The organism is Patescibacteria group bacterium, assembly GCA_035529375.1.
In the GTDB taxonomy this organism is placed as follows: Bacteria; Patescibacteriota; Microgenomatia; order PFEM01; family JAHIFH01; genus DATKWU01.
The window spans coordinates 262,283-276,998 of the sequence record DATKWU010000009.1 but is presented as its reverse complement, the minus strand read 5'-3'; the positions used below and the strand labels follow the sequence as shown (position 1 = coordinate 276,998).

Below are 14,716 nucleotides of genomic sequence, written 5' to 3'. Positions count from 1 at the left end.
TTAAAGGCGCGGCTAAGGCAAGGTTTTTGAGTGTTTGTCTTGGGCGGATGGAATGAAAAAGGTTGATAAAAAGTTGAACCACAGAAATAAGATTCCGATAATAATCGCTAACATGATGATTGTATAGAATTTTCCTTGACTGTTCAAGCCGAGAGCGAGAATCCCCAAAATCGCGGTCAGGCCCCAATAAAAAAGAGCGGTTCTTCTTTTTCCCCAATGCCACTCATCAAGGAGTTTGTGGTGAAGATGACCTCGATCACCCCAGACAGGTGAGTGGCCAGCGAGAATTCTTCGGACAATAGAATAACCAGCGTCAATCAGTGGAACACCAAGAACGACCATAGCCGTCAGAATTTTACTGGTGGCGAGAATAGTGAGAATAGCAATCATGAAACCAGCTAAAGTGCCACCCCCATAGCCAGGCATAATCTTTTGGGGATAGAAGTTAAAGGGTAGAAAACCAAGATAGGCGCCGGCGAGAATCGAGGCAAGGATGGCAATCGGCCACTGAGTAATATCAGCTGAATAGCGAAAGGAAAAAACGGCGATTGTTAGAGCCGCAATAACCACAATTCCTGGGAGTTGACCGTCAAAACCTTTAGCCCAATTAACGATGTTACTTAGACCAACAATCCATAAGAGAGCCAGAAAATCGGCAAGAATCCATAAATTACGGGTTTCGTCTAGGAGTTGGAATTGAATTTGGGGTTGATTAAGTTGAATAATACCCCCAAGCGGATTGGTAATAAAAGCAATCCCAATTCCCGCTCCCACCACCGCACCAGCCGCCAGAAAACCCAGAATCAAACGGAGATAGGGATTAAGATCAAAAATATCATCAAGAGTACCCATGATGACCATAATCGTGATACCAAGGAGAATTCCTTTAAGGTGTTTATCAAGCGGTAAGAAGATAAGCGAACTGATTAGAAGAGCCAGAAAAATAGGAATGCCTCCACCTCGAGGTAGAGGTTGTTGATGAAGATCCTGTTTTCGTTTTCTTTTGGTCGGATCATCGACCCAACCCAGACGATGGTAAATAAAAATGACGATGGGAGTTGCCAGCAGAGAAATAAAAAAGGCCGTTATTAAGGGTAAACCGATTAGATTTTTAATTAAAGGCCAGGTCATTTAAAGAATCAAACGGATAATTTGAACGAAACTAATAAGAATTAAAAAACTAAAAACCAGACTAGCAATCACCAGCATTTTCCTAATTAATGAATCTTCTTTAATCGCCAACTGGGCAATTACCAGATTAGTAAAAAAAATAATTAAGCCAATTAGAGGTAACATAACAATACTTGGGTAACTGGCGAGTTGATCTTTACCCCAGGGCCGGGAGTAAAAAAAGGGAATTTCTGGTGGCAAGAAACGCCAAACCAGGACAATCGCTAAAGCTTGGGCGGCAAGCAGGATGAGATTAATTTGGGTGGTTGTTTTATTTAGTTCTCTCACGGATTTTCTTTAAATACTATTCTAACATGGGGTAGCTAGAAGAGCCGGTGATAGAATTGAAAAACACCAATTTTCTTTTCCAGAGCATAATTTTGCTCTAGCCAAGAAAAAAATTCAGGAAAAGGTCTCTCTTCTTGGGGATCAACAATAATGTATTGAGGTTTTTGTGCCTGGAGAACTTCCATTGTTTCTTGGTAACCGTCAAAATCAATAATGTGATAGGCAACCGTATAGCGACCTACGGGTGAGCGTCGGGCAAGAGGATAGAGAGAAGGAAGGTTGCCCCAAATGAAAATCTTTTCTTTAACATGATTATGGCTTTGGAGGTAAGAAGCCACTTGATAAATGTCGTTGGCTCGACCATCAAAATCATTAAAATAAGCTTCTTGATTCTTTTGACCAAGGGCATATTGGTAGAAATTGAAGTAATAAGGTTGGTTAGGATAGCTCCAAAAATAAAGACCTTTAAAGGTGAGGACGAAAATAATTAATAAAGTAATAGGGATAAAGATTTTTTTAAACTCTTTTTTCGATTTGATGAAGAAGAAACCAAAAGACAAAGATAGAGCCGGCATAATTTGAATAAGATAATGGGGATAGGGTCTTAAGGAAAGGAGGCTCGCAAACCAAGAAAAAGCAAACCAAATTAAGACAAGTCTGATAGCGAGACTAATTCTCTTTCTTAAAATAAAAATGATGATTACTAAAAGAAAAGTAACCAGGCCTCTCATGAGAAGAAAGAGAGGTAAGCCACCAGTTTGAGGTTGACTGGTTGACCAAGAAGAAAGATAGGGAAGGTTTTGGAGAAAAGCAGCCACAAGGTATTCTTTGAGGCCATTTTGGGAAGCATAATAAAGAAAAGTAATCAGAATGGGAAAAAGAAAGCCAGTGATTAAACAAAAAGAGCGTTTAGCGTAGAGAAGATATTTTTTTTCTTTTTGATCAAAAAGAGTGATTAAAAAAAACATCAAAAGGGCGGCGAAATCAAAAGCGGCTGGAATTTTGAAAAGAGTGGCTAAAGAAAGGAAAACACCGCTTGTAAACCAAATTTTAAGAGGAGGATTTTTTAGGCGGTAAATTAACCAAAAAGCCGCGATCGTGGGTAAAAGCATAAAGTTTTCTGCATTAGCGACATTACCCTCAAAAGTATGAATGTTGCTAAGAAAAACGAAGGCGAATGTAGTTGTCATAATGGCAAAGAAATTCTTTTTGAAAACAGCTTGGCTGAGTTGATAAAAGACGAAAGTCGTGACCAGGCTCCAAAAAAAGAAAAGAAGGCGGTAATTAGAAAAATTACCAGCGAGAGCAGCTATTAGATAAATCATTGACGGTTTGTTATCGTGGATATCCCGATAACAAACTAAACCTTTTCTAGCAGCTTGGCCTAAAGCAAGATAAATACCCTCGTCGCCGTAAGTAAAAGGTTCAAATAGAGAGGGTAAACGCAGAATAACAAAAAAGCCAAAAACAAGAAAAAGCCAATATTTTTTCGTTAATTTTATAACTTGATTAGCCATAAGAAAGATAAATCATCAAATTGTTTGCTTTTTTCAATTTCATAGCCGGTAATGACAATTTCTTCAGGAGAGGCGCTAGTGATTAAACCAAGACTTTCTTTATCAGGGAGTTGATCAATCATGTCTTCTTTTTCCATTAAGGCGGTTCCAGTATAAAAAGGTAATGGATTGGGCGCATAAATTGGGGCCTCGAGACCATAATATTTTGATTCAAAAAGATGATGAGAAGCGGCGCTGTAGTTAATCAAAGTTAGATCCGCCGCTTCGGTTTTAATATAATTAGCGAACTCTCTGAAGGGTCTCTTAGTGGGGTGGGTGAAATAATGGTAATTAAGAGTTGCTAAGAGAAAGATAACGATGAAAATAAAAATGAAGGAGAATTTCCTTCTTAGAGAAGCAATTAATAAACTACTAGCTGGAACGACTAGAAGCATATAACGATCGAAGAAAATTGGTTGGAAGAATTGAGAAATAAGGTAGGTAAGAATAAGAGGAATAAAAAACCAACCTAAAAGAAAAAGAGATTGTTTTTTATCTTTAAACCAATTTCTTAAAATAAGAATTAGACCAATGGCTCCAAAAGCCAATTGACGACTGGTTTCTTGACCAGAACCAACAAGAAACTTAATGACGGTTTCAAGAAAAACTTCAAAATTAGGCTTGCCTAACCAGAAACCACTACTCACAAGGGAAACTTGGTAATAAAGGGGATAAAGCCAAGGAAGATAAAGAAGGCCAATCAGGAAGAAATCAAGGTAATTTTTAATGATTTTTTTAATAGGCTGACTCCAGCTTTCTGTTAGTTGCCAGAGTCCTTCAAAAGCAATGATGAAAATAAAGAAATGGTGGGAATAAAGAGCGGCTACACTGGCAAGGATGAAACCCAGCCTATTTTTCTTAAGAAAAAAGTAGATTGAAAGGGTTGAAGTTAAAGCCAGAATGGCATACATTCTCCCTTCAAAAGCGTAATGAAAGAGAAAAGGATTAACGAGGGTTAAAAGAGCGGCTAAAAGACCAGTTTTTTTATCCCAAAGATGTTTACCAATAAAAAAAACGGTGACGACTGTTCCCAAGAAGAAAGCAAAGGAAAGCATCCGGATAGAGATTTCTGAAATGCCAAAAAATTTAATCCAAGTATGGTAAAGAAGGTAATAAAGAGGTGGTGAAGTATCTCGGGCTACGGTGGTAACGATTTGCCAATAGGGCTTGATTGCTAGAGTGGCGGCCCAAGCTTCATCGCCCCAAAGACTGGCAGTGAATTGGTTCATAATAATACTATACTTTTTCTGTGACCCAATATTCCAGTCTTTTTCCGGTCATTAATTGGGTTTGAGAATGAAGTCCAGGAATAACTGACATTAATAGAGTGGCCACAGGCATCAAAATCCACTGAAGGTACTCGAGGGATGATTTCCAGCGAGGAAAGTCTTTGGGTTTTTTAGGACGCAGAGAGAAATCAAGAGCAATAACGACGAAAAGGAAAAGCAAACAAGTGGTCAAAATAATCCGAGAAATTCTAGGCAGGTTGTAACCTAGAGCAGTCTGTTTGAAAACCGGGTTAATCAGAGCTGGTAACCAAGCACCTAAAGTCAGAATAAACCAGTTAGTTGACCAGATGAGATGGGTTTCAACTAGTTTGTAAATTCGAAAAACCTTTGTCCAAACCGGAATTTCGGGATGTTTCAAAGCTAATTTAATAGCAAAAGGAATGTCAGTACAACCCCAAGCGTGACGTCGGCATTGAAGATAACGATTTTTTAGAGAACCAAAATAGCTAGTACCTTCAGGAGCATCAATACTGGTTGGATGGAAAATAGGTTCGACTTCAACTTCACCTCGATTATCAAAAAAAGTTTGGAGGAAAATATGCCAGTCTTCAGGAATAATGTCGGTGTGCCAATAGCCAACCTTGTCGATCATTTTTAGAGAAGCAGAATAGGTAGAGTAGTTAAGATAAAGACTTTCTGGTTCTAAAAGGTGAGAGACATGAGTAATATTACCCATAGTGCCGACAATTCTAATGAAAGCGGGTACGCGCCAGAAATTATTATGCCAAACAATTGGTGATTGCCAGAAGCGGAGATAGCGTTTTTTATTAAGGGCAAATTCGTAAGTAAGAGAGGAAAAATATTTAGGATGGAAACAGGAATCAGCATCACAGCTGGTGATAGTGATTTTGTCGATATCATAACCTTTTTTATCAACAAGAATTTTTTTAGCTAACTTAGCCGCCCAGGCTTCATTAGAGGCTTTGCCTCGAATTTCACCTTTAATGCCGTCAGGATGGATGGAGGTAATTAGTTGACCAAATTGGCCTTTGAATTTTTTAGTTAGTTCCCTGGCTCTTTTTCGGGAACCTTCAGCTCTCGCTTCCATAGCCAGAACAATAATCATCTGGTCTTTGTTAAGATATTTCTGCTTAGCGAGACGATTAAGAGTTTCAGAGATTTTCTCTACCGATTCATTGTAATTAGGAATAATGACAAGGTGTTTAATTTCTTCCCAAGAGAGAGAGTCTTGGTCTTTATCCTTTAAGTATTGCTGGTGCCAATTAATTTTTTCTGCCTGTTTGATTTTAATATAGCCAGCCAATCCTAGAAAGGCAGCTTGAAAAGAACGATAAAACCAGAAAACCAAAAAACCAACCGTAAAGTAGGCGACAATTCGAGGCATAAAAAAAGCGCCCCAAAGAGGGAAAAGAATAATTGTCCAAGCTAAAGTCCCAGGTAGAATTTCCAGGAATCTTTGGATTCGAGCATCATAACGTTCAACAAATTCTTTCATTGTGGGTAATTATAGCAGTTAAAGGCTGAAATTTAAAATAACAGCCCGATGATCGGTGGAAGAAAAATTTATGGCTGAGCATTGAGCTTGCCTTGGCTCACCTTTGCTAAAAATATAATCTGTTTTTGTTCTTAATAAGGGACTGAAAATTTTAGCTATTCTTAAGAGTTGATAGGGTTTTTTCCAAGCGGGATCAGGATTTGAGGGACTAGAAGTCCAAGTAATTTTTTTAGAAAGTTCAACAAAGCCCTTTTTTTCTAATAATTTAAGTTCAGCTGAAGCTTTTTTTGAAGAACCAGTCGTATTGAAGTCGCCAAGAATAAACTCTAAATCAGGTTTGTCAGGATTAAGAGAATTCTTCAGAAAAAAATCGACTTGCTTTTTTCGCGTGGTCGAACCACCGATGAATTCTAGATGAAAATTAGAAACCTTAATTATTTTTCCTTGTTTGGTTTTAAAAAAACCAATATGGCAAAGGCGATCACACGGGGGAAAGATTTTTCCTATGGATCGCCAAGATAAATTGGGTTTAAAAGAAGGAAGAACAAGCCCAAACGAATCTATTAGTCTTAAAACCTTTTTGTTAAAAACAAAAGCATTTCCCATGTTTTTAATTTTGAAATCAATTGGTAAAAAGGATTTAGAAGCGTAATCCTTGCCCAAAAATTCAGCGATTTGTTGGGCGTGATTTTTTATTTTTGGAGATTCGCAGACTTCTTGAAGACAAAGTAGATCAAAAAATCCAATTTTTTCTTCGACTTCTCGACAAACTTGATCAATTTTAAAACCACCTTGAATGTTGAAAGTGATTATTTTCATTTAGAAATTTCTTCTAGAAATTTTCGCCAGGCATCACCTTTTATTTTAATTTCTTGAATTGTCCTTTCTGGGTAAAGACGAAAAATGTCGTAATAAGCAATGGAATCAATAATTCTTGGCTCCTCATTTTCCAACATTAAATTCCAAATACTCCAAACTCTTTTACCTTTTATTACTTTTTTATAAAGATTTAGATCCGGTATCCAGTCATGTTTTTCTAGAATTTTTAATAAACCTTGACCAAAATTTTTGAGTGATTTTCTTAGCTTGGATGAAAGTTTTTTTGGTTCAATAAAGCGATATTGTTTATCAGGAAGCCATTTTTGAAACATCATATTGACTGGACCAATATCAGTTTCCCGTCTCTCAAAAGTAGTTTTTAAAATAAAAGGTTTAATGAATTGTCGACATGTTTGATAGGCGAATTTTATGTTATCTAAATATCTAGGATCATTTACTTCTGGGAAAATTCCTGCTGGTATTTTAACAACGTGATTTTTATCAGGAAGTTTATATACCGCCCATTCCCAGCCATAACCAATCAGTTTCGAACCAGGGAAGAATTTACAGGTTTGAGGTGGTGATGAGGCATTATCTACGATGTTTTTTATTTGTTGCGAAAGTTTTGATTCTTCTTTTTTTAACTCTTTTAAACTAACCCCCTTGTTAATATGTGCTTGCATGCGCCATTGACCCTTTTTAATATTTGCCATTTGGACGGGGTAGTCAACTTTTTTAAATTTTGAAGATTTTTTTGACATTTTGAGTTGTAATTTTAGCAACTTCTTCTAGAGTAGTGTCTTTTAATTTAGCTAAGTATTCTGCGGTAATTTTAACATGAGAGGGTTCACTTCTTTGGCCTCGATAAGGTTCTGGAGTAAGAAAAGGACAGTCAGTTTCTAAAACAATTTCTTCTAAGGGGATTTGGCTAAAAACATTTTGGAAACCAGGATCATAAGTCAGATTGCCATCAACCCCAAAAAAGAAACCTAATTGACTAATTCTTTTAATTCTTTTTTTACCAGCTGAATAACAATGCCAAATACCTTTCAGCCCTTTTTTCCCATATCTTTCAAGAATTTCAAGGGTTTCTGAAGAAGCCTTCCGAGAATGAATATTAATCGGCAGTTTTTCTTTTAAAGCCAATTCAATTTGTTTCTTAAAAAGAAAGAGCTGTTCTTTTTGAGACCGATCTTTTTCTCCGGGCGGGGCCGGTGAATAGTCAAGACCGCACTCGCCAATTACAACAACTTCTTTTCGTTTAGTCAATTTAGCCAATTTTTGAAGTTGTTCTTTTGTGGATAATTTTGTTTTCGGGTCTGTTTGGTGGGGATGAATACCAATGGCCGCAAAAACAATTCCTGGATATTTTTGAGCAATTTCAATCGCTTTTTCTGATTCTTGAAGATTACTGCTCACACAGACGATTTTCTCAACCTTGTTTTTAATGGCTCTTTTAATGACTTGGTCTAAGTCTTTTTCAAATTCTTGAAAATTAAGATGAGTGTGGGTATCAACTAACATTATTCTATTCTAGGGAAAAGTGGTTTTTCGGCTTTGATTTTGGGTCCTTGAAACTGTTTTTCAATTTTTTCGGCGGTTTCTGGGAGAAAAGGTTCAAGATTATAACTAATCTCTCGGATTTCCTTAACTAATTTATCTAAAACTGGCTTTAGTTTTTTACCTGAAACCTCCCAGGGTTTTTTCTGATCAATGAATTTGTCACAAGCAGTAATTTTTTCTTGCCAGATAAAATTCAAAGCTTGATCCAACTGGAACTTTACTAGGGCTTTTTGAATTTCGGGATAAAGTTTTTGATTGGTTTTTTTAAATTCAAAACCTGACTTTTCGCATAACTTAGCCACTCGGGCAGCTAAATTACCTAGACCATTAGCCAAATCGGCATTATAGACTTCTTTGAATCGTTGAATCGAAAAATCACCATCACCATAGACTGGAATCTCTCGAAGAAGATAATAGCGGATTGGGTCAGTCCCGAATTTCTTAACCAAATCGAAAGGATCAATCACGTTGCCTATTGATTTGCTGATTTTTTCGCCTTCAACCGTAATATAACCATGGACAAATTCGGCTTTTGGTGGTAGTAAACTAGCGCTTTTAAGCATAGCTGGCCAGTAAATAGCATGGAATCGAATAATTCCCTTACCAATCACATGGAGATCAGCCGGCCAATATTTTTGATAAAGCTTGCCTTTGTTTTGCCAATCAAGAGCGGTAATATAGTTGGCTAAAGCGTCGAACCAAACATAAATAATTTGGTTGGAGTCGCCAGGAACAGGGATTCCCCAACCATGAGCTCTTTCTTTAGTTCGAGAAATACTAAAGTCTTCAAGACCCTGGCGGATGAAAGCGAGAACTTCATTTTTGCGGGTTTTAGGAACAATTTTTAATTTGTTACTAGTAATTAACTTTTCTAGCCAATTTTGGTATCTAGAGAGGCGGAAGAAATAATTTTCTTCTTCCACCAATTCTGGTTCTTTTTTATGTTCAGGGCACTGACCGTTAACAAGATCTTTCTCTGTTTTAAATTCTTCACAACCAACACAATAGAGGCCTTTATATTTTTTCCTGTAAATATCCTCTTTTTTACAAGCTTTCCATAAGGCTTGGGCTCCTTCGACGTGACGTTTTTCGGTAGTGCGAATAAAATCGTCAAAGGAGATATTAAGAATATTTTTGAATTGATAGAATTTATCCGAATTCTGTTTAACAAATTTTTCTACAGGAATTTTTTTCTCCTCAGCTGCCTGGACGTTTTTAAGGGCATTATCATCGGTTCCAGATAGAAAATAAGTGTCTTCACCAAGAAAACGATGATAGCGGGCAATGACATCAGTTTGGACGAATTCCAAGGCATGACCAACATGGGGCGCGGCATTAACGTAAGGAATAGCGGTGGTCAGATAGAATTTTCTAGCCATAATGATCTAATTTTACTAAATTTAGCCTTAATCTAAAAGAGGAATTTAAAGAAGAGATTTAAAGCGCTTACTGATTCTTTTCGCCCATTTATTAGCCCATTCTTCGGCATTAATTTTCTGAAGAGCATTTTCAAAACCCTTGCCCTTTCTCATTTGTTCGGCTACTGAAGAAATTGTGGCGCTGGAAAGTCTTAAATTGGCCTTAATATTGGAATAACTTCTACCTTTATTAAGATAATAGGCGGCTCCCAGGCGCTTGGCAAAGATTTCTAGTTCGGTTTCGGTTAAACCTTCATTGAGAAATGTTTCGGCTTCTTTTTTTGAGCGGATATCAGCGATGACTTGATAAAGGAGTTGGTAGATCTGATTTTTCAGATTAGGGTTAACTTTCTTTTTTGAAACTTGCATAGTAAAAACAAATTACCCACTTCAAATTACTAAAGTGGGCAGGCAAGATAGTTTGTTTAATTAAATTAATAACAGAAGTGGCAGAAAATGTCAAATTATTGCTTACTAAAAAAGAGTTCTAGAGCAACAAAAATAGCTAAAAGAATAATTAAGTTTAGAAGATTGCCAATTTGGTAATAGCGAAAAACAAGTACTAGAACAAAAAAAAGAGCCGTTATTAAACCTCTGCGGGAATTAGCAAAAAATAGGGCACTGGTAAGAAACAAAGTAGCAAAAAGCAAGCTAAAAAAACCCAAGATTGATAAAAGATTTTCTGGTGGGACTTTAAATAAAACTAATGTCCAACCGAGCCAAAAGAGAATGGTCAAAAGAAGAGTAGGGAAAAAGTTTTTCCTTCGTTGTCTAAAGTTTAATGTTCTTCGGATCAGTTGCTTAGGTTGAGCTTCTTCTCTTGAAAATTCTTTTTCTTTCATGATTTAATCATACGCTAATTTGTGCTAAAATTGAAGCTATGCCCAACGAATTTTACCTTTTAACGGCCTTGATTATTGGCGCCATTGCCCTGGCGGTTTTTTTGATTAACAAAAAACTTTCTCAAATTGCGGAAAAAAACAAACCAGACGAAACTCTAGTTGAATGGCTTCGGGCGAACCAAGATCTGTTGCAAAAAAGCAACAAGAACATTACCGATACTTTGCAAAAGAATACTGATGCCATTGCCACCCGGCTTGATCGGGCCGCCCGAGTGATTGGTGATCTTCAAAAAGAGGCGGGTCAATTCAGTGAAATTGGTCGGTCAATGCGTGACTTACAAGAATTTTTAAAGAGTCCTAAGTTAAGAGGTAATATTGGTGAGGAAGTTTTAAAAGACTTAATTTCCCAAATGTTTCCCAAAAATGCCTTTTATCTTCAATACAGTTTTAAATCAGGGGAAAAGGTCGATGCCGCCCTGAGAACGGATGCAGGTCTTTTACCTATTGATTCTAAATTTCCCATGGAAAATTTTCAACGAATTGTTAAAGCTGAAAACGAAGCAGAAAAGAAAAAAGCTAGGGTCTCTTTTGTGGCTGATGTTAAGAAACACATTAAAACAATTTCCCAAAAGTATATCCTGCCTGAAGAAGGGACAATGGATTTTGCTTTAATGTATATTCCTTCAGAAGCGGTTTTTTATGAAATTGCCAATATTCCTGATTTGACCGACTTTGCTCGAAGCCATCGAGTTTATCCGGTTTCCCCTTCAACTCTTTACGCTCATCTCCAGACAATTCTCTTGTCTTTTGAAGGTAAGAAAATAGAAAGTCGTTCCCGGGAAGTTTTTCGACTTTTAAGGGCGATTAGAAAAGATTATGAAAAGACCGAGAGTTCTCTTTCGGTTCTTGGCAAACATCTCCAGAATGCTTACAACCAAATGAGTAATGTTCTTTCTGGTTTTACTCTCTTAGGCCAAAAACTATCTTCAACCGATTCTTTAAGTGAAGGCGCAGGAGAAGAAACAAAACAATTAAAGATGAAGGGAGATTAACTCTTCACGATGGCTAATTCCAAAGGGAAAAAATTAAACAAGAAACAGCAAGAAGCAATTAAACACGGCGAAGGCCCTCTTTTGATTATGGCTGGCGCTGGCACTGGCAAAACCACGGTCATTACAGAAAGAATTAAATGGTTGGTGACTTCTGAAAAAGCCAAACCCGCTGAAATTCTAGCTCTGACTTTTACTGATAAAGCGGCTCGAGAAATGGAAGAACGAGTCGATATTGCCATGCCTTATGGTTACACCGATATGTGGATTGCCACCTTCCATTCTTTTTGTGACCGGGTTTTGCGCCAAGAAGCCCTCCAGATTGGCCTTGATCCGGGTTACAAACTGATGGCCCAGGCAGAAACCACCCAGTTTCTGATTAACCATCTTTTTAAATTTAAACTTGAATATTTTCGGCCCTTAGGTAATCCGACTAAATTTGTAGATGGTCTTCTCCAACATTTTTCTCGATTAAAAGATGAAGATATTTTGCCTGAAGAATATCTGAAGCACGCTCGGAAATTAAAACAAAAAGCTAAGACCAAAGAAGCCAAGGATGAAGCGACCAAGACATTGGAATTAGCCAATGCTTATCGAACCTATGAAGAATTAAAAATTAAAGAAGGAATGATGGATTTTGCTGATTTAATTAGTAAAACCATTAAACTTTTTCGAACCCGAAAAAATATTCTCCATCAGTATCAAAATAAATTTAAATATTTTTTAGTTGATGAGTTTCAAGATACCAATTATGCCCAAAATGAATTGGCGATGCTTTTAGCAGGCAAGAAAGCGAATCTTACCGTGACTGGCGATGATGATCAATCAATTTATCGTTTTCGGGGAGCTGCCGTTTCCAATGTTATTCAGTTCCGAAAAAACTATCCCAAAGCTAAGATTGTGGTTCTTGCTAAAAACTATCGTTCTAGCCAAATAATTCTTGATCATGCCTACCAGTTAATTCAAAATAACAACCCTGATCGCTTAGAGGTCAAAGAAAAAATCGATAAAAAACTTAAAGCCGTCAGAAAAATTAAAGGTAAGCCAATTGAGTTTATTCAGACTGATCGGGTGGAAAACGAAGCTGAAGCCGTGGCTAAAACGATTAAAAGTCTGATTGATGGTTCAGTTGGTAGTTATGACTATCAGGACATCGCTATCTTAGTTCGGGCAAACAATCATGCTGAACCTTTTGTCCGGGCCCTGGCTCGCCAGGGTCTGCCTTATCAATTTCTTGGTCCCGGTCAACTCTTTCGTCAAGCTGAAGTCAAAGACTTAATTGCTTATCTTAAGATCCTTTACAATTTCGAAGATGACCTGGCTCTTTACCGAGTTCTTTCCCTGGATTTATTCAATCTGGATGCCCGGGATTTGGCGGCTATTAATAATTATGCTAAGAGAAAGAACCTTTCTTTGTTTGAAGCTTGTGAACAAGCAGAGAGACTAAGAATCAGTAAAAAAACCAAAAATCAGATTGATGAATTTGTTAAAATGGTTTACCGTCATCTTAAACTCCTTTCCAAAGAAACGGCTGGTCAAATTCTCTATTATTTTCTTGAAGACACCGGTTTATTAAAGAATTTAGCTGATTACAAATCACCGACTGAAGAAAAACAAGCCCAAAATATTTCTAAATTTTTTGATCGCCTTAAGACTTATGAAGTTGATCATGAGGATGCCTCGGTCAGAGCCGTAGTTAATTGGCTTAATCTCTCCATGGATTTAGGTGAATCACCCTTAGCCAGTAATTTGGATTGGACTGAAGAAAATCGAGTTAATCTCCTAACCGTTCATTCAGCTAAAGGTCTGGAGTTTCCGGTGGTTTTTTTGGTTAATTTAGTAACAGCTCGTTTCCCCACCCGAGAAAGACCAGAACAAATTCCGATTCCTGAAGCTTTGATTAAAGAAACTTTACCTATAGGTGATTATCACGAACAAGAAGAAAGGCGGTTATTTTACGTGGGCATGACCCGAGCTTGTGACCGTTTGTTTTTAACGGCCGCCAATTATTATGGTGAAGCCAAAAGAGAGAAAAAGATTTCTTCTTTTGTAACAGAAGCCTTAGGTGAAGAAATAATTAAAAAGCCAATAAAAGCTGATGATCAATTAACTATTTTTGATTTTAGACCAACCCCAGAAGTAAAGTCAGAAAGAAACCGCTTACCTATTAATTATTTATCTTTTTCTCAGGTAGAGACTTATGATAAATGTCCTCTCCAATACCGTTATCGTTACATTCAAAGAATTCCCACGCCAACCCCACCGGCGGCTGGTTTTGGTAATGTGATTCATCAAACCTTAAAAGATTTTTATCAAGCAGCCTTAGAAGATAAAAAACCAACAAAAAAAGATTTATTAAATACTTTAGATAAAAATTGGAGCGACGAAGGTTATACCTCTAAGGCTCATGAAAAGCGGATGCGGAAAGAAGCTGAACGGATGTTAAGAAAATTCTATGATAAAGGCTATAACCTGGACCACTTACCTAAGTATTTAGAACAAAATTTTGTGATTAAAGCCAAAGAAGGTCTAAGGATTGGCGGTCGAATTGACCGGATCGACGAAACCAAGTCAGGAATGGAAATTATTGATTACAAGACCGGAAAAGTGATTGATCAAAAAGAATTGGACAGATCATTACAAATGAGTGTTTATGCTTTAGCAGCGATTGACCCGGGAATTCTCAGACAAAATCCAGAAGACGTGGTTTTGTCCTTTTATTTCCTTGATACAGGTGAGAAAAAATCAACTCAAAGAAGCAAAGAACAATTGATTCAAGCAAAAAAAGACCTAATCAAAAAAGCCAAGGAAATTGAGAGAAGTCAATTTGAACCAAGACCCGGAGTCTGGTGTGACTTTTGCGAGTACAAACTTATCTGTGAAGCCTGGTCTTAAATTCTATAGGTTGATTTTCTTGGTTTTTCATGATAAGCTGTCTTCGTACCTTCAGAACTAACTGGCGAAAAGGAGAGTGTGCCGTGAATGTAAAGCGGAGTGCTCAAACAAAAGGACAGTTGAGTGAACTGAGTCAGCTTATGTTGCGGATCCTTTCACGAGTCAACTTGACTCATGGAGAGTCACAGATGCTGGCGGAAGGAGAGCGTCCGTTAACAGAGTTGATGAATCTCATCTTACGAGTTGATCCTCGTCGAGTTGATCTCCCTCAATTGAAAGAGGTTCTCCAGTTGGAGCGCAAGTTCAAACCACTAGCAAAGAATGCTTTGGTGGAGATGAACTATAAGATCGTCAGCGTTCCACCAGGGATG

Annotated in this window: 13 protein-coding genes; 2 read left to right on the top strand and 11 right to left on the bottom strand. The window is 37.4% G+C overall.

Annotation, left to right across the window (positions count from 1 at the left end):
- Nucleotides 1-12 precede the first annotated feature (12 nt).
- The 11 genes from VMY36_02675 to VMY36_02625 form a co-directional block, all read right to left on the bottom strand.
- The gene (locus VMY36_02675) at nucleotides 13-1,131 is read right to left on the bottom strand and encodes an MraY family glycosyltransferase (protein HUV42791.1); all 1,119 of its coding nucleotides are present in this window, start codon (nucleotides 1,129-1,131) and stop codon (nucleotides 13-15) included.
- Nucleotides 1,132-1,458 (bottom strand): hypothetical protein, encoded by a 327-nt coding sequence (locus VMY36_02670; protein HUV42790.1) that lies wholly within the window; start codon nucleotides 1,456-1,458, stop codon nucleotides 1,132-1,134. It abuts the gene before it with no gap.
- A 35-nt stretch (nucleotides 1,459-1,493) separates the two neighbouring features.
- Nucleotides 1,494-2,975 carry a hypothetical protein gene (locus VMY36_02665; GenBank protein HUV42789.1) on the bottom strand — a complete coding sequence of 494 codons (1,482 nt, stop codon included), beginning with the start codon at nucleotides 2,973-2,975 and terminating at the stop codon, nucleotides 1,494-1,496.
- Nucleotides 2,957-4,243, bottom strand: coding sequence for a glycosyltransferase family 39 protein (locus VMY36_02660; protein HUV42788.1), 1,287 nt, complete (start codon nucleotides 4,241-4,243; stop codon nucleotides 2,957-2,959). The genes VMY36_02665 and VMY36_02660 overlap by 19 nt, the downstream gene beginning before the upstream one ends.
- Before the next feature lie 7 nt (nucleotides 4,244-4,250).
- Nucleotides 4,251-5,759 (bottom strand): glycosyltransferase family 2 protein, encoded by a 1,509-nt coding sequence (locus VMY36_02655; GenBank protein ID HUV42787.1) that lies wholly within the window; start codon nucleotides 5,757-5,759, stop codon nucleotides 4,251-4,253.
- A gap of 18 nt (nucleotides 5,760-5,777) precedes the next feature.
- Complete coding sequence (locus VMY36_02650) at nucleotides 5,778-6,578, bottom strand: hypothetical protein (GenBank protein ID HUV42786.1); 801 nt, start codon at nucleotides 6,576-6,578, stop codon at nucleotides 5,778-5,780.
- The gene (locus VMY36_02645; GenBank protein HUV42785.1) at nucleotides 6,575-7,339 is read right to left on the bottom strand and encodes a hypothetical protein; all 765 of its coding nucleotides are present in this window, start codon (nucleotides 7,337-7,339) and stop codon (nucleotides 6,575-6,577) included. The genes VMY36_02650 and VMY36_02645 overlap by 4 nt, the downstream gene beginning before the upstream one ends.
- A complete protein-coding gene (locus tag VMY36_02640) occupies nucleotides 7,314-8,102 on the bottom strand; it encodes a TatD family hydrolase (GenBank protein HUV42784.1) in 789 nt (262 codons plus the stop codon). Before VMY36_02640 ends, VMY36_02645 begins: the two co-directional genes overlap by 26 nt.
- Entirely contained in the window at nucleotides 8,102-9,520 is a 1,419-nt protein-coding gene (gene metG, locus VMY36_02635) for a methionine--tRNA ligase (protein HUV42783.1), read from the bottom strand. The genes VMY36_02640 and metG overlap by 1 nt, the downstream gene beginning before the upstream one ends.
- Nucleotides 9,521-9,565: 45 nt before the next feature.
- Nucleotides 9,566-9,928, bottom strand: a complete 363-nt coding sequence (locus VMY36_02630; protein HUV42782.1) for a Trp family transcriptional regulator — start codon at nucleotides 9,926-9,928, stop codon at nucleotides 9,566-9,568.
- A 95-nt stretch (nucleotides 9,929-10,023) separates the two neighbouring features.
- Complete coding sequence (locus VMY36_02625) at nucleotides 10,024-10,401, bottom strand: hypothetical protein (GenBank protein HUV42781.1); 378 nt, start codon at nucleotides 10,399-10,401, stop codon at nucleotides 10,024-10,026.
- 38 nt (nucleotides 10,402-10,439) lie between these two features.
- Between VMY36_02625 and VMY36_02620 the strand changes: the two genes are divergently transcribed.
- A complete protein-coding gene (locus tag VMY36_02620) occupies nucleotides 10,440-11,453 on the top strand; it encodes a DNA recombination protein RmuC (GenBank protein ID HUV42780.1) in 1,014 nt (337 codons plus the stop codon).
- A gap of 9 nt (nucleotides 11,454-11,462) precedes the next feature.
- Nucleotides 11,463-14,345 carry an ATP-dependent DNA helicase gene (locus VMY36_02615; protein ID HUV42779.1) on the top strand — a complete coding sequence of 961 codons (2,883 nt, stop codon included), beginning with the start codon at nucleotides 11,463-11,465 and terminating at the stop codon, nucleotides 14,343-14,345.
- The last annotated feature ends 371 nt before the right edge of the window (nucleotides 14,346-14,716 follow it).